This is a genomic window from Streptacidiphilus anmyonensis (assembly GCF_000787855.1).
GTDB classification, from domain to species: domain Bacteria; phylum Actinomycetota; class Actinomycetes; order Streptomycetales; family Streptomycetaceae; genus Streptacidiphilus; species Streptacidiphilus anmyonensis.
This window is the reverse complement of record NZ_BBPQ01000032.1, coordinates 65,217-86,458: the sequence shown is the minus strand read 5'-3', so window position 1 is coordinate 86,458 and position 21,242 is coordinate 65,217. Positions and strand designations below refer to the sequence as shown.

The following is a 21,242-nucleotide window of genomic DNA, read 5'->3' as shown; positions in this document are numbered from 1 at the left end:
GCCAGCAGGCCCCTGACCTACGGTCAGGGGCCTGCTGTGGCATGCCGTAAAGTCGGGCTGCATCGTTCGAAGTGTTCTACAGGAGGCTCCCGGGTGGAGGTACAGGAGACGCGCGTCCAGACCGACCGCGTGTTCACCATCCCCAATGTGCTGAGCATGGCACGACTTGTCGGGGTGCCGCTCTTCCTCTGGCTGATCCTGTGGCCGGTCTTCGGCGGCCCCAAGAACGACGGCTGGGCCATCGCGATCCTGGGCCTGAGCGGCATCAGCGACTACCTCGACGGGAAGCTCGCACGCCGCTGGGGACAGGTCAGCCGGCTGGGCCAACTGCTCGACCCGCTCGCGGACCGGCTTTTCGTGCTGTCGACGATCGTGGGGCTGACCGCCCGACGCATCATGCCGTGGTGGCTGACGGCGGTCCTGCTCGCCCGCGAGATCTTCATCGCTTCCCTCCTTCCCATCCTCAGGCGTCACGGATACGGACCACCCGAGGTGAACTTCATCGGGAAGGCGGCTACGTTCAATCTGATGTACGCATTCCCTTTGCTGCTGCTCACGACCTATGACAACTGGGTCGGGACTGTGGCGAGCGTCATCGGTTGGGCGTTCGTCTGGTGGGGTACGACGCTCTACTGGTGGGCAGGGATCCTGTACGCGGTGCAGACCCGCCGTCTCGTGAAGACGAAGGATGGCGCCCTGCCCGAATGAGGAGGAGCCAGCCGGATGAAGGCCGTTGTGATGGCCGGAGGCGAGGGAACTCGCCTCCGCCCGATGACCGCGAGTATGCCGAAGCCCCTGCTGCCGGTGGTGAATCGGCCGATCATGGAGCACGTGCTCAGGCTGCTCAAGAGGCACGGCCTGACCGACACGGTCGTGACAGTGCAGTTCCTCGCCTCACTCGTCCGGAACTACTTCGGCGACGGCGAGGAACTCGGGATGAAGCTGACCTACGCCAACGAGGAGAAGCCCCTCGGTACGGCCGGCAGTGTGAAGAACGCCGAGGACGCGCTCAAGGACGACTCGTTCCTGGTGATCTCGGGTGACGCGCTCACCGATTTCGATCTCACCGAGCTGATGGAATTCCACCGCTCCAAGGGCGCGATGGTCACCGTCTGTCTCACCCGTGTCCCCAATCCCCTGGAATTCGGGATCACGATTCTCGACGAGGAGGGTCGCGTCGAGCGCTTCCTGGAGAAGCCGACCTGGGGCCAGGTCTTCTCCGACACGGTGAACACCGGCATCTACGTGATGGAGCCGGAGGTCTTCGACTACGTCGCGGCCGACACCTCCGTCGACTGGTCCGGTGACGTGTTCCCGCAGCTGCTCAAGGAGGGCAAGCCGATCTACGGCTACGTCGCCGAGGGCTACTGGGAGGACGTGGGCACCCACGAGAGCTACGTCAAGGCGCAGGCGGACGTCCTCGAGGGCAAGGTGGACGTCGACATCGAGGGCTTCGAGATGGCCCCGGGCGTGTGGGTCGCCGAGGGCGCGGAGGTCGACCGCGAGGCCGTGCTGCGCGGTCCTCTCTATATCGGCGACTACGCCAAGGTCGAGGGCGGCGTGGAGATCCGCGAGCACACCGTGCTCGGCAGCAACGTCGTCGTCAAGCGTGGGGCGTTCCTGCACAAGGCCGTCATCCACGACAACGTCTACGTCGGCCCGCAGACGAACCTGCGAGGCTGCGTCATCGGCAAGAACACCGACGTGATGCGGGCCGCCCGGATCGAGGACGGTGCGGTGATCGGCGACGAGTGCCTGATCGAGGAGGAGTCGATCGTCGCGGGCAACGTCCGCGTCTATCCCTTCAAGACGATCGAGGCCGGCGCCTTCGTCAACACCTCGGTGATCTGGGAGTCCCGCGGCCAGGAGCACCTTTTCGGGGCCCGTGGCGTCTCCGGGATCATCAACGTCGAGATCACGCCGGAGTTGGCGGTGCGGCTCGCCGGCGCGTACGCGACGACGCTCAAGAAGGGCGCGACGGTCACCATCGCGCGTGACCACTCGCGTGGAGCGCGAGCGCTCAAGCGCGCGATGATCTCCGCGTTGCAGGCCAGCGCCATCGAGGTGCGCGACCTGGAGAACGTGCCGATGCCCGTCGCGCGCCAGCAGACGGCGCGCGGCAGCGCGGGCGGCATCTTCCTGCGGACGACGCCCGGCGTGCCGGACTCGCTCGACGTGCTCTTCTTCGACGAGCGCGGCGCGGACCTCTCCCAGGCGGGTCAGCGCAAGCTCGACCGCGTCTACGCGCGGCAGGAGTACCGTCGCGCGTTCCCGGGCGAGATCGGCGACCTGACGTTCCCCGCGACGGTCTTCGACTCCTACGCGGGCAGCCTGCTGCGCGCGATCGACACGCGCGGCGTCGCCGAGGCGAAGCTCAAGGTCGTCGCGGATGTGGCCAACGGCAGCGCGTCGCTGCTGCTGCCGAGCATCCTCGGCAAGCTCGGCATCGAGGCGCTGACGGTCAACCCGGGCATGGACGAGTCGCGGCCGACGGAGACCATCGAGGAGCGTCGGGCGGGCATGGTCCGGCTCGGCGAGCTGGTGGCGTCCTCGCGGGCGGCGTTCGGGGTGCGGTTCGACCCGGTCGGCGAGCGTGTCTCGTTCGTTGACGAGCGCGGCCGGATCATCGAGGACGACCGTTCGCTGCTGGTCATGCTGGACCTGATCGCGGCGGAGGGACGCAGCGGCAAGGTGGCGTTGCCGGTCACCACCACCCGGATCGCCGAGCAGGTCGCGGCGTACCACGGCACCCAGGTGTCGTGGACGACGACCTCGCCCGACGATCTGACGCGGGCGGCGTCCTCGGAGGGCACGGTCTTCGGCGGCGACGGCCGTGGCGGCTTCGTCGTGCCGGAGTTCAGCGGCGTCTTCGACGGCACGGCGGCGTTCGTGCGACTGCTCGGGCTCGTCGCCCGGACGCAGCTCACCCTCAGCCAGATCGACGCCCGCATCCCGCGCGCCCACGTGCACCGCCGTGACCTGGCGACCCCCTGGGCGGCGAAGGGCATGGTCATGCGCACGGTCGTGGAGGCCGCGGGCGAGCGGGAGGTCGACACGACCGACGGCGTCCGCGTGGTCGAGCCGGACGGTCGCTGGACCATGGTCCTGCCGGACCCGGCCGAGGCCGTCACGCACCTGTGGGCCGAGGGCCCGGACGAGACGTCGACGCTGGCGTTGCTCGACGAGTGGGCGGCGGCGGTGGAGTCCGCGGGACGGGACCAGACCTGAGGATCTGACGCCGTCGCACACCCCAGGGGGGCGGGGCCGGGCCGGGAATCGGCCCGGCCCCGCGCCCCTGGGTGAGCGCAACTGTGACGACGTGGGACGATATCCCCCATGTCGACGACCGCCCCCCGCCCGGACGAGCGCGCAGACGCGCGCTACGCGCGGCCCGACGCGTCGATGTCACTGCTCACGAACGTGATGGAGCACAGCCTCGACGACGGCTACGCCGACGAGGCGCGGCGCACCGGCCGTTACGGGAGCAGTCGCCTGCCGACGACGCTGCGCGGCAAGCTGCTCCTCGGGCTGGGGCTGGCGCTGGTGGCGACGCTCCTGAGCATGGGCGTGAGCCAGGTCCAGCAGAGTGCGCCCGTCGCCGCGAAGCAGCGGCAGGAGTTGATCGCGCGGATCAACGAGACGACCACGACCGCGGACGGGGTGCAGCAGCAGATCAGCGGCCTCCAGTCGCAGCTGGCCGAGGCCCGGAGGAACGCCGTCGCGGCGCCCGGGACGGCGCAGCTCGACGAGCTCCGGCTCGTCACCGGGACGACGCCCGTGTCCGGGCCGGGGATCCTGGTGTCGGTCGACGACGCGGCGTCGGCCGGGACGGACGGGAACAACGCGAGCCCCCGGGCCGGAGCCGGCTTCGGCAACACCGGCCGGGTGCGGGACAGTGACCTGCAGCTCGTGGTGAACGCCCTGTGGCAGTCGGGGGCCGAGGCGGTCGCGATCAACGACCAGCGGCTGACGAACCTCTCCGCGATCCGGGCCGCCGGGGACGCGATACTGGTCAACGACCACCCGCTCACGCTGCCGTACCTGCTGAGGGCCGTCGGTGGACCGGGTCTGGAGCAGTCCTTCCAGGACAACGCCTACGGCGGGCTGTATCTGGCGCAGCTGAAGCAGAACTACCAGATCCGCTACGACGTCTCCGCTCAGGGCGGTCTCTCGCTGCCGGCCGCGACTGTCGGCCCGCTGCTCAACGCTCACCCGTCTCCGTCGGAAGGGACCAAGCGACCGTGATCGCCGTACTCGGGCTGGTGCTCGGAGTCGTCGTCGGGCTGTTCGTACAGCCGGACATCCCCGCTGCCTGGGTTCCGTACCTGCCCATCGCCATCGTGGCCGCGCTCGACGCGGTCTTCGGCGGGGTGCGCGCGATGCTGGACGGGATCTTCTCCGACAAGGTGTTCGTGGTCTCCTTCCTGTCCAACGTCGTCGTGGCGGCGCTGATCGTCTTCCTGGGCGACCAGCTCGGCGTCGGTTCGCAGCTGTCGACGGGCGTGATCGTCGTCCTCGGTATCCGGATCTTCTCCAACGCGGCCGCGATCCGACGCCATCTCTTCCGGGCGTAGGCGCGGGAGGAGCGTCCGTGACGTTCTGTGACAGAACCGGAGTGCAGTGACCGAATACCGGGGTAGTACGGATGGCAGGATGATCGGCACAGGTCGGCAGGCAGGTATACGAGCGGCAGGAGCGGCGCGGTGAGCAGCGACGAGGCACCCCGGGTCCCGGAGGACCGGGAGCCCGAGCGTGCGCTCGAACCGGGGGCGGGCGCGGAGGGGGCGGACCGGGGCGCGGCGCCCGGCGGTGTCGGGGAGTCGCTGGGGTCCGAGGGGTCCGAGCGGCCCGACGAGTCCGACGAGTCCGACGAGTCCGAGGGGCCCGAGGAGTCCGTCGAGCCGTCGCCCAGGACCGAGCCGGGACCCGAGCTCACCGGACGCCAGCGCCTCGCTGCCGCACTGTGGCCGCCGCGGCTCAACCGGGCCCAGTTGGTCGTCGCGCTGCTGCTGTTCGCCCTCGGCCTGGGCGTCGCGTTCCAGGTGCGCGCCAACACCACCGAGAACCAGCTGCGCGGCGCCCGCCAGGACGACCTGGTCCGCATCCTCGACGAGGTCGACGCCCGGCAGCAGCGCCTGGATCAGGAACGCACACAGCTGCAGCAGTCGTTGACCCAGTTGCAGACCAGCTCGAACCAGGCGAAGGAGGCGCAGGCTCAGATCCAGCAGAAGGAGCAGCAGCTGGGCGTGCTCGCCGGGACGGTCGCCGCGACAGGTCCGGGGGTGACGCTCACCATCAAGGACCCGGGCGGGAACGTCCAGGCGGCTATGCTGCTCAACACGCTGGAGGAGCTGCGCGCGGCAGGGGCGGAGGCGGTACAGATCAACAATGTCCGGGTGGTGGCGGGTACCTGGTTCTCGGATGCGAACCGGGGCACGGTCACGATCAGCGGCACGACCGTCTCCGAGCCGTACGTCTTCACGGCCATCGGCAACCCGCAGGACCTCGACACAGCGCTCAACATCCCGGGGGGTGTGGTGCAGTCCGTCGCCAGTGAGAAGGGGTCGGCGACGGTGAAGCGTTCTCAGTCGCTGGACGTGACTGCCTTGATCCCTTTGAGCACGCCCGACTACGCTCACACGACGCATCCATGACGTTCACGTTCCGACCAGATCCTGCCGCTCCCGCGTCACAAGTTCCGTCCGCACCAGTCGCACCAGTCCTGTCCACGATGGCTCCACCTCGCCCCACGGGCGGGTCCGTGTCACGCAAGGGGTATCGCCCGTGAGTCTGTTCTCGAAGCTGTTCGGCCGGAAGTCCCGTGAGGGTGCCGCGGTCGAGGCGCCCACCGCCCGCCACCGCCGGGCGGACGCCGAGTACGGGGCCGGTGTCCCGGGCATGCGTGCCCCCGAGGCCGACAGCTACACGCCGGCCGCCGAACGGCCGCTCTTCCGTGACGAGGACGGCCGACACGCGGGCGTGCCGAGTGGCGGGCCCATAGCCTCCCAGCCGGTACCCTCAAGCTCAGGTGGAGGGTTTGCGGCCGATCCGTATTCCCAAGGCCAGTCAGGCGATCCGCGACAGGAGGCCGCAGGCGTGACGTTGTGCACCCGATGCGGATACAACAACCCCGAGTCCGCCCGCTTCTGCTCCAACTGCGGCGCCCCGCTGCGGGCCCGCGTGGGCGGGGCCGAGCGTCCCTCGGAGACCACGTCCACGATCTCGATCTCGGGTCTGGAGGCCTACGAGCCCGAGGCGCCCACGCAGGTCCCCGGTCTGTCGCCGGAGGCGCAGGCCGCCGTCGACGCGCTGCCGCCGGGCTCGGCCCTGCTCGTGGTGCGCCGGGGCCCGAACTCGGGCAGCCGGTTCCTGCTGGACACCGACCTGACCACGGCCGGTCGCCACCCGGAGAGCGACATCTTCCTCGACGACATCACCGTCTCCCGGCGCCACGTGGAGTTCCGGCGCCACCAGGGCGGTGCGTTCACCGTGGCCGACGTCGGCAGCCTGAACGGTACCTACGTCAACCGCGAGCAGATCGACGAGGTGCCGCTGAACACCGGCGACGAGGTGCAGATCGGGAAGTACCGGCTGGTCTTCTTCGCCGCCCGCCCGGGGTACTGAGACGCGGTGCCCCGCCCCTGGGAGGAGTGAGCAACCGTCGTGCAAGCTGACAGCGGTACCCCGGGGGCGGTGGCGCCCTTCGTCCCCACCGGCCGTCGGGCCGGAGCGGTCGCCGTGCGGCCGCAACTGCTCAGCATCGGCGCGGTTCTGACCGAGCTGCAGGCGGAGTTCCCCGAGGTCACCATCTCCAAGATCCGTTTCCTGGAGGCGGAGCGGCTGGTCGAGCCGCAGCGGACGCCCTCGGGGTACCGCAAGTTCAGCGCCGCGGACGTGGAGCGGCTGGCGTACGTGCTGCGCATGCAGCGCGACCACTACCTGCCGCTGCGCGTCATCCGCGAGCACCTGGCCGCGCTCGACCGCGGCGAGAACCCGCCCGCGCTCCCCGGGCCCGCCGGCCCGGGGGAGGAGCCGCAGGACGCGGTGATCACGCCCGGCCCCTCGGCCTCGGGTCCCCGGCTGGGGCGCGCCGAGCTGTTGGCCGCCGCCGGGATCAGCGAGCAGCAGCTGGCCGAATGGGAGTCCTACGGGCTGGTCACCGCGGACGCGGATGGCGGCTTCGACGGGGAGATGCTGCAAGTGGCGCGTCTTGTCGCGGAGTTGGGGCGCTTCGGCCTGGAGCCGAGGCACCTGCGCGCGGTGAAGGCCGCCGCGGACCGCGAGATCGGCCTGGTCGAGCAGATCGTCGCCCCGCTGCGTCGGCACCGCAATCCGCAGACGCGCGCGCACGCCGCGGCGATGGCGCGGGAGCTGGCGAACCTCTCGGTGCGGCTGCACGCCGCACTCGTGCAGGCGGGGCTGCGAGCCCGGCCCTAGCGAAGTGCAACTTCTCGCTTACGTCCGCGATCCAAGGAGCAACTGGCCTATCGGCCCAGCGCGCCCTAGGGTTGCATTGTGAACGAGCTAGACGTCGTGGGCGTCCGGGTGGAGATGCCGTCGAACCAGCCGATCGTGCTGCTGCGCGAGGTCGGTGGGGACCGCTACCTGCCCATCTGGATCGGGCCCGGCGAGGCCACTGCCATCGCCTTCGCGCAGCAGGGCATGACGCCCGTGCGTCCGCTCACGCACGACCTCTTCCGCAACGTGCTGGAAGCGGTCGGACAGCGGCTCACCGCCGTGCGGATCACCGACCTGCGCGAGGGCGTGTTCTACGCGGAGCTGGTCTTCGCCAGCGGCGTCGAGGTGAGCGCGCGTCCGTCGGACGCGATAGCGCTGGCGCTGCGCACGGGCACGCCGATCTACGGCGCGGACGACGTGCTCGACGAGGCCGGCATCGCCATCCCCGACGAGCAGGAGGACGAGGTCGAGCGGTTCCGCGAGTTCCTCGACCAGATCTCCCCGGAGGATTTCGGCAGCTCGGGCTCTCAGTGAGCTCTCAACAACGGCGGTAAGGGGAGCGTTTGAGCCGCTCCATTCGAGCGGAAATACCCCGGTCGGGGACACGCAAAACCACCCGCGAGGCTGACGTCACCCGCCATGCCGAGCGTGGCGATCGTTGACGCGCTCTTGCCTACTGCCTACCTTCGACTGTGAACGTCCCGGGTGTGCCACCCCGCACCCCCGCCGCGGCGGTTCCGGAGTCGACAGGACGGAGGGTCGTGTTGAGCAGCACGGGTGACAGAACAGCCACAAGCGGCTCATGCCCCATCCATACCCCGGTCCGGACGCTGCCGCGTGCGGCGCGGTCCGGGTGGGAGGGCATGCCGATGGTGCCCATGCCGGCGGACCCCCAGGACGACGTGCTGCCCAGCCCGGAGCTGATCGGCTACCGAGGACCGACGGCCTGCGCCGCGGCGGGGATCACCTACCGGCAGCTGGACTACTGGGCCCGCACCGGCCTGGTCGAGCCCAGCGTCCGTCCGGCCCAGGGCTCCGGGACGCAGCGGCTCTACGCGGTCCGCGACATCCTCGTGCTCAAGGTGGTCAAGCGGCTGCTGGACGCGGGCGTCTCGCTGCAGAGCATCCGGACGGCCGTCGACCATCTGGCCCAGCGGCCGGAGGAGGCGCTGCCCGGCATCACGCTCATGAGCGACGGCGCGACGGTCTACGAGTGCAGCTCCGCGCACCAGGTCGTCGAGCTGCTCCAGCGCGGGCAGGGAATCTTCGGCATCTCCGTCGGCGCGGTGGCGCGCGAGGTGGAGTCCTCGCTCAGTCGCCTGCACGGCGAACGCGCCGACACCGGCGAGAACGTCCTCGGCTTCGACCCGGCCGACGAACTCGCGCGGCGCCGCAACCGCGCGGTCTGAGCCGCGCGTCCGCTCCGTCGAAGAGCGAAACGGTCGACGACGGGTGGGGGACGTATGCGGGCGGGGCTGCCACGGTTGCGCCGGTGGGTCAGGTTGCGCCCGGTGCGCTGGCGGGAGAGGAGGACCCAGCGCAGGGGGTTCCAGCTGCTGTGCGCTGCCGCGCTGGCGGTGCTGGTGCCGACGGCGGTCGTCTGGTTCCAGGGCAGCCCGAGGCTGCGGACCGTCGCGGACGCGCCTGCGGAGCCCGTCGTGATGGTCTTCGGCGCCGGCCTCGACGGCGGCAAGCCGTCCCCCTACCTGCGGCACCGGCTCGACGCGGCGCTCGCGCTCTACCGTGAGGGCCGCGTCCGCGCGGTGCTGGTGACCGGCGACAACAGCCGCGTCAGCTACGACGAGCCCGACGCGATGCGCGACTACCTCGTCCAGCAGGGGGTGCCCGCGGACGTGATCGTGCGGGACTACGCCGGCTTCAACACCTGGGACTCGTGCAGCCGGGCCAGCCGCATCTTCGGCGTCACCCGGGCCGTGCTGGTCAACCAGGGCTACGCGATCCGCCGCGCGGTCGCGCTGTGCGAGGCGGCGGGCATCGACTCCTACGGCGTCGGCGTCGACGAACCGCACGACGTGACCTGGCAGGCCGGGGTGGCCCGGGAGGTCGCCTCCATGGACAAGGCCGTGCTGCTGGACGAGCTGTTCGACCCGAATCCGCACCTGCTCGGCCCCAAGGAGACCTCACTCGCCGCCGCGGAGGCCGCGGCGCGCTGAGACCCGGGCGCGAGCGGCGCGGCGGCGTTGTCGTACCTGTGCGCGATGATCAGGCTATGCGTCCCGTTCCGTCGATCCTGCATCTCGACATGGACGCCTTCTTCGCCTCGGTGGAGCAGGCGTCCAAGCCGAGCCTGCGCGGAAAGCCGGTGATCGTCGGCGGGCTGGGCGCGCGGGGCGTCGTTTCCACCGCCTCGTACGAGGCGCGGCGCTTCGGGGTGCACTCGGCGATGGCGATGGCACAGGCGCGTCGGCTGGCGCCCAACGCCGCCTACCTGATCCCGCGCTTCGAGCTGTACCGGCAGGTCAGCGACGAGGTCATGGCGCTGCTGCGGGAGCTGTCCCCGCTGGTCGAGCCGCTGAGCCTGGACGAGGCCTTCGTCGACCTCGCGGCCGGCCCCTACGGGGAGGCGCTGGCGACGGAGGGCGCCGAGCTGGCGCGCGCGGTGGGGGAGGACCTCCGGGAGGACATCCGCAGCAAGGTCGGTCTCACCGGCTCGGTGGGCCTGTCGACGACGAAGTTCCTCGCCAAGATCGCCTCCGAGCAGGCCAAGCCGGACGGTCTGGTGCTGATCGAGGCCGGACGCGAGCGCGAGGTGCTCGACTCCCTCTCCGTCCGCGCGCTGCCCGGCGTCGGCCCCGCCACGGAGGAGACGCTGCGGCGCGCCGGGCTGACGCAGATCCGGGAGGTCGCCGCTCTCCCGCAGGAGGAGCTGGTGCACCTGCTCGGCCGCGCGCACGGTGCGGGCGTGCACGCGCTGGCGCTCGGGCTCGACGACCGGCCGGTGGTCGCGGAGCGGGACGCCAAGTCGGTCTCCGTGGAGGACACCTTCGAGGTGGACCTGCTCGACAGGGATCACATCGTCACCGAGCTGGAGCGGCTCGCCGACCGCTGTGTGCGTCGCCTGCGGGCGGCCGGCCGCTCGGGCCGGACGGTCGTGGTCAAGATCCGCCGTTTCGACTTCAGCACGCTGACCCGCAGCGAGACGCTTCCCGCGCCGACGGACGATCCGCTGGTCATCGCGCAGATGGCCCGCCGTCTGCTGGACTCCGTGGAGCTGCTGGGCGGCATCCGGCTGCTCGGCGTCGGCGTGACGGGGCTCGCCGACTGGACCCAGGAGGACCTCTTCGCGCAGGCCCTCCGGGAGGGCCTGGAGGAGGACGCGGCGGACGAGTCCGCTGCCGATGCCGCCGCTGCCGAGGGCGTCGGGGACGTCGGGGGCGTCGCGGGCGTCGAGGACGGGACAGGCGAGGACGCGGCGTACGGCGGCCCGGCCGGACCGCGTGCCTTCCATCCGGGCGGCGAGCTCAAGGCCCGGCGCTGGGCGCCGGGTCAGGACGTGGCACACACGGAGTTCGGGCACGGCTGGGTCCAGGGCAGCGGCGTCGGCCGCGTCACGATCCGCTTCGAGACCCCCAACTCCCCGGTCGGCCGGGTCCGCACCTTCGCGGTCGACGACCCGGCCCTGGCCACGGCGAGCGCCCTGCCGCTCCTCGGCGGCGTGTAGGCGGCGTGTGGGCGCCGCACGTCGCGCCCCCGGCCGGGGCCGGGGGCGCGACGGTGGGCGCGTGGCGTGCGCCTCGGTTTCCGGGCCGGAGGCTCAGGCGCCGAGGGCGTGGCCGGGGAGTTCCGAGTTGCGGGTCGGGCCCATCGGGGTGGATGCACGGAGCTGGCCCGTCGGGGACTGGCCGCCCTGCGCGGGCTGCGTGGGCGAGGGCTGTGTGTGCGAGGTCGGGGTGCCGGTCGAGTAGCCGCCGTTGGCGGGAGCGCTCGCGGGGGTGACCGGGGTGCCGGCCGGCTTGCTGCCGTCCTGCACCTGGATGTGCTCACGGTGGAGCTGCTCGCGGACCACCTCCTCCTCGGTGACGCGCTCGGTCACGAGCCGGATCCGCTCGACGGGGACGACGGTCTTCTTCACCACCAGCCGCTCCTCGTGGAGGGTGACCTCCTCCACGCTCTCCGCGATCTCCGCCTCCGTCAGCTGCGCGCGCTCCTCCGCGCTGACGGGCACGCGTTCGACACGGATGCGCTCCCGCACGACCGGCACCCGCCGCTCGACCTGCTCGCTCGTCACGTACTTGCGCAGTCGCGCCCGGCCGAGGACGTGCCACTCGGTGGAGATGTCGAGGCGCTCCTCGCGGCAGACGATCTCGAGGGGCTCCGGGACGGGGCTCTTCGAACCGGTCGAGCTGGCCGGGAGGCCGAGACCCGGCAGCGGATCGGTCAGCGGATCGGGGCGGCGCTGCGTCTCCGGCGCGGACGTCGCCGCCGTGCCCGTCACGGCGCCCATGCCCACGCCCATCCCCGCGCCGCCGGTCGGGAACGGCGCGGCGGGCGGCGTCTGGGTGGTCGGTGTCTGGGTGGTCGGCGTCTGGACGGTCTGGGCCTGCGGGCTCGTCCGGGGGCTGGGCGACTGGACGGTCGGCGTGCTCGGGGAGGACACCGCGGCCGCTGCGGGAGCCGCGGCTGCCGCCGGGCCCGCCATGCCGGGCTGCTGCCGGGAGGCGTGGGCATCGGGCGCGCTGCCGGTCAGGAAGGAGGAGGTGCGCCCGGCGTTGGCCAGGGGCTGGACCGTCGGCGTGGTCAGGGTCTGCTCCACGGGCTTCTCGTGCTCCGGCTTGTCGTGACGCACGGCCGCGGCCGTGCCGGCCGCCATCCCAGCCGCCGCACCGGCCGCACCGGGCGCGCCTGCGGCCGGAGCGCCGTTCGAGCCGGCCTTCTCGCCGGCCTTCACGCCCGGCTCCGCCGCGTGCTGGCCGGTACCGGTCGGGACCTCGAGGCCGTAGTAGCGGTAGAGCTGCAGCTCCTGCGCGGGGGAGAGGTGCTGGCCCACCCCGAAGTCGGGCGAGTCCTTGACCAGTGCCTTCTCGTACGGCACTCGCAGCTCGTCCGAGACGAACTCGCTCGTCGTGAGCGGCACGAAGGCGTCGCGGCCGAAGAGCCCGGTGCGTACCGCGGCCCACTCCGGCTGACCGGTGGCGTCGTCGAGGTAGACCTCGTCCACCGTGCCGATCTTCTCGCCGTTCTTGTCGACGGCCTTGTGCCCGATCAGATCCCTGGGGTCGATCTCGGTCTGCACGTGTTCCACTCCTCCATCGGCCGCGCCGGTCTGCTCAAAAGACGAACGTGCTCAAGTCATACGAAAAGGCACATTGATGCCTTTGTCGAACGCTTGCGACTCCTTCGGTGTGTCGCTGCGCCGTACGGGTTGCCCCGGACCCGTCGGACGGCTGATCCGCGCTGGTACCCTGGCGGGTGACCGTCGAGCACGTGCGGGAGAGTCCGATCGCCCCGAAGAGGGCGTCGGCGCCGAAGGAGCAACTCCTCCCCGGAATCTCTCAGGCCGAAGTACCGCACTGGCGAGGTCGACTCTGGAAAGCAGTGCCGTGCCACCGGAACCCAGCGGGGTTCCCCGGGACGGCGCTCACCGACGGTGAAAGCCGATCTCGAGTGGATCGGTGAAGCTCTCAGGTTCCATGACAGAGGGGGAGGCCGCCCGGGCGCCCCGCAGCGCTCACCCGGTCCGACCAGGAGGCCAGACTCCCCATGACGTCCTCGCTTTCCGAGCTGGAGAACGCCAGCCCCTTCGAGAACCGCCACATCGGCCCCACCGCCGAGGCGCAGGCCAAGATGCTGGCGCAGGTGGGCTACGGCTCCCTGGACGAGCTGACCGCCGCCGCGGTCCCGGACGCGATCCGCAGCCTGACCGCGCTGGACCTCCCGGCCGCGCGCTCCGAGGCGGAGGTCCTGGACGAGCTGCGCGAGCTGGCCGGCCGCAACCAGGTGCTGCGCTCCATGATCGGCCTGGGCTACTACGGCACCTTCACCCCGCCGGTGATCCTGCGCAACGTGCTGGAGAACCCGTCCTGGTACACCGCGTACACGCCGTACCAGCCGGAGATCTCCCAGGGCCGTCTGGAGGCCCTGCTCAACTTCCAGACCGTCGTCACCGACCTGACCGGCCTGCCCACCGCCGGCGCCTCGCTGCTCGACGAGGGCACCGCGGCGGCGGAGGCCGTGGCGCTGGCCCGCCGCATGGGCAAGGTCAAGGGCGGCGTCTTCGTGATCGACGCCGACACCCTGCCGCAGACCACCGCGGTCATCGAGACCCGTACCGTCCCGACCGGCATCGAGACCGTCGTCGCGGACCTCTCCGAGGGCATCCCCGCCGAGATCGCCGAGCGCGGCGTCTTCGGCGTCCTGCTCCAGTACCCGGGCGCCTCCGGCGCCGTGCGCGACCTGGCCCCGGTCATCGCGCAGGCCAAGGAGCTCGGCGCGGTCGTGACCGTCGCGGCCGACCTGCTGGCGCTGACGCTGCTGAAGTCCCCGGGCGAGCTCGGCGCGGACATCGCCGTCGGCACCACCCAGCGCTTCGGCGTCCCGATGGGCTTCGGCGGCCCGCACGCCGGCTACATGTCGGTGCGCGCCGAGTTCGCCCGCAGCCTGCCGGGCCGCCTGGTCGGCGTCTCCGTCGACGCCGACGGCAACCGCGCCTACCGCCTGGCCCTGCAGACCCGCGAGCAGCACATCCGCCGCGAGAAGGCCACCTCCAACATCTGCACCGCCCAGGTGCTGCTGGCCGTCATGGCCTCCATGTACGCCGTCTACCACGGCCCGGACGGCCTGGCGAAGATCGCCTCGCGCACCCACCGCTACGCCTCCGTGCTGGCCGAGGGCCTGCGCCGCGGCGGCGTCGAGGTCGTCAGCGGTTCGTTCTTCGACACCGTCACCGCCCGCGTCCCGGGGCGCGCCGCCGAGGTCGTGGCGGCCGCTGCCGCCGCCGGCGTCAACCTGCGCCAGGACGGCGCCGACCTGGTCGGCATCGCCTGCGACGAGACCACCGCCCGCGCCGACCTGTCCGCCGTCTGGGGCGCCTTCGGCGTCCCGGCCGACCTCGACGTGGACGCGCTGGACGCCGAGGCGGGCGCCTCCCTGCCGGACGCGCTGCTGCGCACCGACGAGTACCTGACGCACCCCACCTTCCACGCGCACCGCTCCGAGACCGCGATGCTGCGCTACCTGCGCTCGCTCGCGGACAAGGACTACGCGCTGGACCGCGGCATGATCCCGCTCGGCTCCTGCACCATGAAGCTGAACGCCACCACCGAGATGGAGGCGATCACCTGGCCGGAGTTCGCGAACGTGCACCCGTTCGCCCCGGTCGAGCAGGCCGCCGGCTACCTGCAGCTGATCAACGAGCTGGAGGACCGCCTGGCCGAGGTCACCGGCTACGACAAGGTCTCCATCCAGCCCAACGCCGGTTCCCAGGGCGAGCTGGCCGGCCTGCTGGCCGTCCGCGCCTACCACCTGTCCAACGGCGACACCGGCCGCGACGTCTGCCTGATCCCCTCCTCGGCCCACGGCACCAACGCCGCCTCCGCCGTCATGGCGGGCATGCGGGTCGTCGTGGTCAAGACGCTGCCGGACGGCGACGTCGACGTCGAGGACCTGCGCGCGAAGATCGAGCAGCACCGCGACTCGCTGGCCGTGCTCATGGTCACCTACCCGTCCACGCACGGCGTGTACGAGGAGAACATCGGCGACATCTGCGCCGCGGTCCACGAGGCGGGCGGTCAGGTCTACGTCGACGGCGCCAACCTGAACGCGCTGGTGGGCCTCGCCAAGCCGGGCAAGTTCGGCGCGGACGTCTCGCACCTGAACCTGCACAAGACCTTCTGCATCCCGCACGGCGGCGGCGGCCCGGGCGTCGGCCCGGTCGCGGTCCGCGCGCACCTCGCGCCGTTCCTGCCGAACCACCCGCTCCAGCCGACGGCCGGCCCGGAGACGGGCGTCGGCCCGATCTCGGCCGCGCCGTGGGGCTCGGCGGCGATCCTGCCGATCTCGTGGTCGTACGTCCGCCTCATGGGCGGCGAGGGCCTCAAGCGCGCCACGCAGGTGGCGGTGCTGAACGCGAACTACATCGCGAAGCGGCTGTCCCCGTACTTCCCGGTGCTCTTCACCGGCCCCGGCGGCCTCGTCGCGCACGAGTGCATCATCGACCTGCGGCCGCTGGCGAAGTCGGCGGGCGTCTCGGTGGACGACGTGGCCAAGCGCCTGATCGACTACGGCTTCCACGCCCCGACGATGTCGTTCCCGGTGGCCGGCACGCTGATGATCGAGCCCACTGAGAGCGAAGATCTGACCGAAATTGACCGCTTCTGCGCGGCGATGATCGCCATCCGTTCGGAAATTGACAAGGTCGGCTCCGGTGAGTGGCCGGCGGAGGACAACCCGCTGCACAACGCCCCGCACACCGCGGCGGCGCTCGCGGGTGAGTGGGACCACGCCTACACCCGCGCCGAGGCGGTCTTCCCGGCGGGCGTCAACCCGACGACGAAGTACTGGCCCCCGGTCCGCCGCATCGACGGCGCGTTCGGCGACCGCAACCTCGTGTGCACCTGCCCGCCGATGGACCAGTACGAGGGCTGAGGCGCGTAGCGCCTGAAGGGGCGCGGGGAACTGCGCGAGCAACCCACCCTGTGCGGATGGCCCTGTTCGATCGGGGCCATCCGCTCATCGGTGGCTTGTCGCGCAGTTCCCCGCGCCCCTCGGTGTTGCAACGAGCCCTTGTGCGGAACTACGCAGCCCCGGCCAGTGCCCGCCGGGGCGCGACCGCGCGCCCGTCGGGGAGGATCTCGCCGGTGTCCTCGAAGACGAGGACGCCGTTGCACAACAGGTTCCACCCCTGCTCCGGGTGGCTCGCGACGATCACGGCCGCTTCGCGGTCCGGCGAGTCGGCGGACGGGCACTCAGGACGGTGCTGGCACATAGCTCGTACCCTCGTTTCGGAAACCAGAGCCGCGGTTGCGGACGCGGAGGTGTGAAGTGCCTTCTCGCCGGGTAAGACGTTCGGCTTGTTCCGCTGGTTCACAGTCTCCGCGTCCCGAGACCGAACCGCAGCCATTTGGTGACATGCGTCACGTCCGAACGAGCCCGAACAGCAGAAACCACCCGTTGTGACCATGTGCCAAGTGGTCACAACGGGTGGTGCCAGGGGGTGCCGCCGGGTCAGCGTGTACTGGTGAGCAGTGCTGCTGTTCCGGGACCCTTCCCGGCCTTCGCCTTGGACTCGCCCGGCTCGCCGCCGGTCAGCGCGAGCAGCGCGAGCAGCTCCTCCGCGTGGTGGGGGATGTGCGCGGTGACCCCGAGCGGCGCCGGGACCAACGGGATCAGCAGGTCCGGCGTCGGTGCGGCGCTGAGCACGGGGTGCAGCCACAGGGCCGTCATGTAGTGCGCCGGCACCGACAGCAGCCGCGGCATGTAGGTGGTCAGGGTGCCGGCCGTGTGCAGGCGGGCCTGCTGCAGCGCGCGGAGCGTCGCCGCCGGGTAGGGCCCCTCGGCGAAGTGCGAGAAGACGTGCGGCTCGCCCGTGCCCGGCTCGTCGGGGCCGCGTTCGAGGGTGACGGCCGCGGCGACCACCTCCTCGCCGTCCTGGATCAGGAAGCGCCAGCCGGTGCGGCGCGCGGCGCTCAACTGAGCCACGGCGTCGCCCCGAGTCGGAGCCGACATCGGGTCGAGAAGATGGAGCGGGAGCGGCAGAGCGGGGGTGAGCGGTCCGATGCAGCGTCGCATCGCCGAGGAGCGGACGGGCAGGGCGCCGGGGGCGTCCGGGTCGTCCAGGGCGTCGAGGACGGCGCGCAGGGCGGCGGCGGGCGGCTGGGGCAGCTGCAGGGACATGTCGGTTCGCCTCTCGTGGCAGCAGAGACAGGCGGGACGGGGATGAGCGTGCGGAGCGAGACGCAGCGCGCAGGCTGAGGGCCCGCGCGGTGCGGGTGACAGCAGATCGTGAGGCAGGGCAGGCCTCTGGGGCCGGGCGTCCCGGCGGCGTCGGGCCATGCGTACCTGTATCTCGCGATTCTATATGAACGGGTGCACGGCGTGACTCTTCTACTACGCTGCGTGCACGCCCGCAAGGGAGATTTCGGGCAGTTCGTGTACCAGGCGCCGTTTTGGCACATGCCTTTTCGCGCAGATGGTCGGACTGTCGATCACCCCTTCGGGGCATGCTCCCCGATACCGCCGATCGAGGGAGGGATGGGCGCCCATGGGGGAGAAGGTGGTCGTCGCCGGCTCAGACCTGGCAGACCGTCAGCTCTACCGGCACAAACTGCGCCAGTGCGTGGACGCGTTGGAGAGACTCCTCGCCGAGGAGCGCTTCGACCGGCCCCGGGCGATGATGGGCCTGGAGATCGAGATCAACCTCGCCGACGAGGCGGGGCTCCCCGCCATGCGCAACGAGGCCGTCCTGGAGGAGATCGCGAGTGGGGACTTCCAGACCGAGCTCGGTCAGTTCAACATCGAGGTCAACATCGCCCCGCACCGGCTCGGCGGGCGCGTCTTCGAGGAACTGCGCGAGGAGCTCGCCGTCGGCCTCGCCTACGCGGACCGGCGCGCCCAGCGGGCCGGAGCCCGGATCGTCACGGTCGGCATCCTGCCGACGCTGACCGTCGACCACGCCGTCCTGGACAACATCTCCGCAGGTGACCGCTACCGGCTGCTGAACGACCGGATCCTCGCCGCGCGCGGCGAGGACATCAGCCTCGACATCGAGGGCGTCGAGAGACTGCGCGTCGACGCGGTCTCCATCGTCGCCGAGGCGGCCTGCACCTCGCTCCAACTGCACCTCCAGGTGACGCCGCGGCGCTTCGCCAAGCTGTGGAACGCGGCGCAGGCGCTGACCGGCGCGCAGCTGGCGCTCGGGGCGAACGCGCCGTTCCTGTTCGGACGCGAGCTGTGGCGCGAGACCCGCCCGGTCCTGTTCGAGCAGGCCTGCGACACCCGTCCTGCCGAGCTCAAAGCGCAGGGCGTGCGGCCGATCACCTGGTTCGGCGAGCGGTGGATCGACTCCGTCACGGACCTGTTCGAGGAGAACCTGCGCTACTTCCCCTCGCTGCTCCCGATCTGCGACGAGGAGGACCCGCTCAAGACGCTCGCCGCGGGCGGCGTCCCGGCCCTGCGTGAGCTGCGGCTGCACAACGGGACGATCTACCGCTGGAACCGCCCCGTCTACGACGTCGCCGACGGCGTGCCGCACCTGCGGGTGGAGAACCGCTCCCTGCCCGCCGGTCCGACGGTGGTGGACACGCTCGCCAACGCGGCCTTCTACTACGGCCTGGTGCGCACCCTCGCCGACCAGCCGCGACCGGTCTGGCAGCGGATGTCGTTCGAGCTGGCGACGGAGAACTTCCACGCCGGAGCCCGGCACGGCATCGACGCCGAGCTGTGGTGGCCGCGCGGCGGCGGACGCCGCGGCGGGGGCCTGGTGCGGGTCCCGGCACGGGAGCTGGTCCAGCGGGAGCTGTTGCCGATGGCTTATCAAGGCCTTGACGCCTGGGGTGTCGACCCGGTCGACCGGGACCGGTACCTCGGCATCATCGAGGGCCGCTGCCGCACCGGGATCAACGGCGCGGCATGGCAGAGCGCGGTCTTCCACGACGGCATGGCGAGGCGGGGTCTCGATCGCGGGCCGGCCCTGGAGGCGATGACGCGTCGCTACATGGAGCTGTCGCGGTCGGGGGAGCCCGTGCACACCTGGCCGCTGCGGTGAGGGGGCTGCGGCGGGGTGACCGAGGGCGGGGTGACCGCGGGCGGGGCGACTGTGGCAGGTGAGGTGATGGTGAGAGGCGGCGGCTGACACAGCACGCTGTGCGATGATCGGGCCAACCCCACCCGATCATCGCCGTCATCCGCCATCATCGTCGCCGGAGTCATCCCGTGAGCAGCACCGAGACGCTCCCCACTCTCCCGCAGCCGGTCAGACTGACCCGCCGCCTGCTCGGTCAGGAACTGCTGATCGTCCTGGGCCTCTCGCTCGGCGCGAGCGGCGTCTCCGCGGTGATCAGCTTCGTGGGTTCGCTGACCGCGCACAAGTCGCTCGAGTCGCAGCAGGCGACCCTGAACGGCTCCATCACGCCCGGCCGCCCGTGGCTGGACCTCACCTGGCACCTGTTCGACATCGCCACCGCGCTGGTGCCGGTCTTCCTCGTCGCCTACCTGCTGCTGCGGGAGGGCTCGTCGCTGCGCGCCTTCGGCTTCGACCTCACGCGCAAGTGGAGCGACTTCGGCAAGGGCGTGGTCGTCGCCGCCGTCATCGGCGGCTCCGGACTCGCCCTCTACCTGGGGGCGCGCGCCTCCGGCGCGAACCTCACCGTCGTGCCGAGCGGGCTGCCGGACGTCTGGTGGCGCATCCCCGTGCTGATCCTCTCCGCCGCGCAGAACGCCGTGGTCGAGGAGGTCATCGTGGTCGGCTACACGCTGCGCCGGCTGAAGCAGCTGGGCTGGTCCTGGCCGGCCATGGTCGCCGCCAGCGCGCTGCTGCGCGGCTCCTACCACCTCTACCAGGGCGTCGGCGGCTTCGTCGGCAACGTGGTGATGGGCGTCATCTTCTGCTACCTGTACCGGCGCTGGGGCCGCGTCGCGCCGCTGGCCGTGGCGCACACGCTGATCGACACGGTCGCCTTCGTCGGCTTCGTGCTGCTGGCGGGTCACGTCAACTGGCTGCCGACCTGACGTGACCCGGCCTGACGTGACCCGGCCTGGCATGGCCTGACCTGGCATGGCCCGACCGGAGGTGGCCCGACCCGCCGGGACCTGAGGTGCGCCGGCGCGGCGTGCGTCAGGGGCGGGCGGCGGCCTCGCTCAGCGTGCCGTCGAGCACGGTCACCGCCCTGCCGGTGAGCAGCACGCGGTCGCCCTCCAGGTGCAGCCCGATCGTCCCGCCACGCCGGGACACCTGACGGCCCACGAGGGTGTCCCGGTTCAGGTGCGCCGCCCACAGCGGCGTGAGCGCGGTGTGCGCGCTGCCGGTCACCGGGTCCTCGCCGACGTCGACGCCCGTGCCGAACCAGCGGGAGACGAAGTCGTAGCCGCTCGCCTCGGGATCGTCGGCGCGGGCGGTGACGATCACGCCGCGCGGGATGCCGACGTCGACCAGGGCCGCGAGCCGGGTGTGGTCGGGGCGCAGGGCGCGCACCGAGCCCTCGTCGATGAACTCCAGCATCAGATCGCCCAGCGCGCCGGTCTCCCACACGCCGATCCACGCGTCCGAGCCGAGCGCCTCCGCGAGCGCGTCGGGGGCCGTGCCGGGCTTGGGCGGGTTGGCGGGGAAGTCCAGCGTGATGCGCCCGTCCTCGCCGGTCCGCGCGCGCAGCGGACCGCTGTTGGAGTCGAACACCGCCTCCCCGCCCGCTGCGACCAGCCCGTCGGCCGCCAGCGCGTGCGCGGCGGCCAGCGTCGCATGCCCGCAGAGGTCCACCTCGACGGCGGGCGTGAACCAGCGGATCGCCCATCGGCCGGGTTCGACGGGGCGCACGAACGCGGTCTCCGACAGGTTCATCTCCGCGCCGAGGCGCGCCATCCAGCCCTCGTCCGGCCAGGGCCCCTCCGGCAGCAGGCAGACGGCGGCGGGATTGCCCGCGAAGGGGACGTCGGTGAACGCGTCGATGATCCTGATTCGCATGTCGGGAGCCTATCGAGTGGAGCCGGCGCGGCTGTTCGGATCACGACTGCGTCGTGCGCCGCCGTCGTCGCCCGCGAGAGAATGCGTCACGGCCGGGCTGTCGCCTCTGTGCGGGCACGCGCCGACCGGTTCCGGTGACGACGACGAGGGT

At 71.6% G+C, this 21,242-nt stretch carries 18 protein-coding genes, 1 pseudogene and 2 riboswitches; of the genes and pseudogenes, 14 read left to right on the top strand and 5 right to left on the bottom strand.

The features are described 5' to 3' along the window. The first annotated feature begins 93 nt into the window (after positions 1–93). From clsA to TR50_RS24800, 11 genes are all read left to right on the top strand, one after another. On the top strand, positions 94–708 hold the full coding sequence (gene clsA, locus TR50_RS24850) for a cardiolipin synthase ClsA (protein WP_042426041.1): 615 nt from the start codon (positions 94–96) through the stop codon (positions 706–708). Positions 709–723: 15 nt separating this feature from the next. Next, positions 724–3,228 (top strand): mannose-1-phosphate guanyltransferase, encoded by a 2,505-nt coding sequence (locus tag TR50_RS24845; RefSeq protein ID WP_042426038.1) that lies wholly within the window; start codon positions 724–726, stop codon positions 3,226–3,228. Positions 3,229–3,336: 108 nt separating this feature from the next. Beyond that, on the top strand, positions 3,337–4,245 hold the full coding sequence (locus TR50_RS24840; RefSeq protein ID WP_042426035.1) for a DUF881 domain-containing protein: 909 nt from the start codon (positions 3,337–3,339) through the stop codon (positions 4,243–4,245). Then, positions 4,242–4,574 (top strand): small basic family protein, encoded by a 333-nt coding sequence (locus TR50_RS24835; protein WP_042371085.1) that lies wholly within the window; start codon positions 4,242–4,244, stop codon positions 4,572–4,574. Before TR50_RS24840 ends, TR50_RS24835 begins: the two co-directional genes overlap by 4 nt. Before the next feature lie 129 nt (positions 4,575–4,703). Then, complete coding sequence (locus TR50_RS24830; protein WP_084700935.1) at positions 4,704–5,654, top strand: DUF881 domain-containing protein; 951 nt, start codon at positions 4,704–4,706, stop codon at positions 5,652–5,654. Between the two features lie 130 nt (positions 5,655–5,784). Then, positions 5,785–6,624 (top strand): zinc-ribbon and FHA domain-containing protein, encoded by an 840-nt coding sequence (locus TR50_RS44595; RefSeq protein ID WP_236654579.1) that lies wholly within the window; start codon positions 5,785–5,787, stop codon positions 6,622–6,624. A 69-nt stretch (positions 6,625–6,693) separates the two neighbouring features. Then, the gene (gene ftsR, locus TR50_RS24820) at positions 6,694–7,437 is read left to right on the top strand and encodes a transcriptional regulator FtsR (RefSeq protein WP_042426029.1); all 744 of its coding nucleotides are present in this window, start codon (positions 6,694–6,696) and stop codon (positions 7,435–7,437) included. Positions 7,438–7,515: 78 nt separating this feature from the next. Next, positions 7,516–7,992, top strand: coding sequence for a bifunctional nuclease family protein (locus TR50_RS24815; RefSeq protein ID WP_042426026.1), 477 nt, complete (start codon positions 7,516–7,518; stop codon positions 7,990–7,992). A 329-nt stretch (positions 7,993–8,321) separates the two neighbouring features. Further along, positions 8,322–8,867 (top strand): MerR family transcriptional regulator, encoded by a 546-nt coding sequence (locus TR50_RS24810; RefSeq protein ID WP_174514857.1) that lies wholly within the window; start codon positions 8,322–8,324, stop codon positions 8,865–8,867. Positions 8,868–8,921: 54 nt separating this feature from the next. Continuing rightward, complete coding sequence (locus TR50_RS24805) at positions 8,922–9,632, top strand: SanA/YdcF family protein (RefSeq protein WP_042426023.1); 711 nt, start codon at positions 8,922–8,924, stop codon at positions 9,630–9,632. 56 nt (positions 9,633–9,688) lie between these two features. Next, the gene (locus TR50_RS24800; RefSeq protein WP_042426020.1) at positions 9,689–11,140 is read left to right on the top strand and encodes a DNA polymerase IV; all 1,452 of its coding nucleotides are present in this window, start codon (positions 9,689–9,691) and stop codon (positions 11,138–11,140) included. A 93-nt stretch (positions 11,141–11,233) separates the two neighbouring features. Here the strand turns inward: TR50_RS24800 and TR50_RS49145 are convergent, their stop codons facing one another. Both TR50_RS49145 and TR50_RS49140 read right to left on the bottom strand, forming a co-directional pair. Continuing rightward, a complete protein-coding gene (locus TR50_RS49145; protein ID WP_369405779.1) occupies positions 11,234–12,289 on the bottom strand; it encodes a YsnF/AvaK domain-containing protein in 1,056 nt (351 codons plus the stop codon). 78 nt (positions 12,290–12,367) lie between these two features. Continuing rightward, a pseudogene (locus TR50_RS49140) lies at positions 12,368–12,712 on the bottom strand (PRC-barrel domain-containing protein); the annotation flags it as partial. Positions 12,713–12,896: 184 nt separating this feature from the next. Then, a riboswitch (glycine riboswitch) is annotated at positions 12,897–12,997 on the top strand. Between the two features lies 1 nt (position 12,998). Beyond that, a riboswitch (glycine riboswitch) is annotated at positions 12,999–13,126 on the top strand. 53 nt (positions 13,127–13,179) lie between these two features. Between TR50_RS49140 and gcvP the strand changes: the two are divergent. Further along, positions 13,180–16,062, top strand: a complete 2,883-nt coding sequence (gene gcvP, locus TR50_RS24790) for an aminomethyl-transferring glycine dehydrogenase (RefSeq protein WP_042426017.1) — start codon at positions 13,180–13,182, stop codon at positions 16,060–16,062. A gap of 148 nt (positions 16,063–16,210) precedes the next feature. On the opposite strand, the gene TR50_RS24785 is transcribed toward gcvP, so the two are convergent. Further along, entirely contained in the window at positions 16,211–16,402 is a 192-nt protein-coding gene (locus tag TR50_RS24785; protein WP_042386888.1) for a DUF5999 family protein, read from the bottom strand. Between the two features lie 239 nt (positions 16,403–16,641). Beyond that, on the bottom strand, positions 16,642–17,310 hold the full coding sequence (locus tag TR50_RS24780; protein WP_052441301.1) for a hypothetical protein: 669 nt from the start codon (positions 17,308–17,310) through the stop codon (positions 16,642–16,644). Between the two features lie 367 nt (positions 17,311–17,677). Between TR50_RS24780 and TR50_RS24775 the strand changes: the two genes are divergently transcribed. Then, positions 17,678–19,180: a glutamate-cysteine ligase family protein gene (locus TR50_RS24775; protein WP_042426013.1), complete on the top strand. Its 1,503-nt coding sequence runs from the start codon at positions 17,678–17,680 to the stop codon at positions 19,178–19,180. A 167-nt stretch (positions 19,181–19,347) separates the two neighbouring features. Continuing rightward, positions 19,348–20,142 (top strand): CPBP family intramembrane glutamic endopeptidase, encoded by a 795-nt coding sequence (locus TR50_RS24770; protein WP_042426009.1) that lies wholly within the window; start codon positions 19,348–19,350, stop codon positions 20,140–20,142. A gap of 106 nt (positions 20,143–20,248) precedes the next feature. Here the strand turns inward: TR50_RS24770 and TR50_RS24765 are convergent, their stop codons facing one another. After that, complete coding sequence (locus TR50_RS24765) at positions 20,249–21,091, bottom strand: PhzF family phenazine biosynthesis protein (RefSeq protein ID WP_042426006.1); 843 nt, start codon at positions 21,089–21,091, stop codon at positions 20,249–20,251. Positions 21,092–21,242: the final 151 nt, after the last annotated feature.

Excerpts from the sequence above, each read along its gene's own strand:
- gcvP (WP_042426017.1), top strand. The coding sequence starts at position 13,180 with ATGACGTCCTCGCTTTCCGAGCTGGAGAACGCCAGCCCCTTCGAGAAC.
- TR50_RS24840 (WP_042426035.1), top strand. The coding sequence starts at position 3,337 with ATGTCGACGACCGCCCCCCGCCCGGACGAGCGCGCAGACGCGCGCTAC.
- TR50_RS24780 (WP_052441301.1), bottom strand. The coding sequence starts at position 17,310 with ATGTCCCTGCAGCTGCCCCAGCCGCCCGCCGCCGCCCTGCGCGCCGTC.
- TR50_RS24810 (WP_174514857.1), top strand. The coding sequence starts at position 8,322 with ATGCCGATGGTGCCCATGCCGGCGGACCCCCAGGACGACGTGCTGCCC.
- TR50_RS24805 (WP_042426023.1), top strand. The coding sequence starts at position 8,922 with ATGCGGGCGGGGCTGCCACGGTTGCGCCGGTGGGTCAGGTTGCGCCCG.
- TR50_RS24800 (WP_042426020.1), top strand. The coding sequence starts at position 9,689 with ATGCGTCCCGTTCCGTCGATCCTGCATCTCGACATGGACGCCTTCTTC.
- TR50_RS24845 (WP_042426038.1), top strand. The coding sequence starts at position 724 with ATGAAGGCCGTTGTGATGGCCGGAGGCGAGGGAACTCGCCTCCGCCCG.
- TR50_RS24765 (WP_042426006.1), bottom strand. The coding sequence starts at position 21,091 with ATGCGAATCAGGATCATCGACGCGTTCACCGACGTCCCCTTCGCGGGC.
- TR50_RS49145 (WP_369405779.1), bottom strand. The coding sequence starts at position 12,289 with ATGGCGGCCGGCACGGCCGCGGCCGTGCGTCACGACAAGCCGGAGCAC.
- TR50_RS24775 (WP_042426013.1), top strand. The coding sequence starts at position 17,678 with ATGGGGGAGAAGGTGGTCGTCGCCGGCTCAGACCTGGCAGACCGTCAG.
- TR50_RS24785 (WP_042386888.1), bottom strand. The coding sequence starts at position 16,402 with ATGTGCCAGCACCGTCCTGAGTGCCCGTCCGCCGACTCGCCGGACCGC.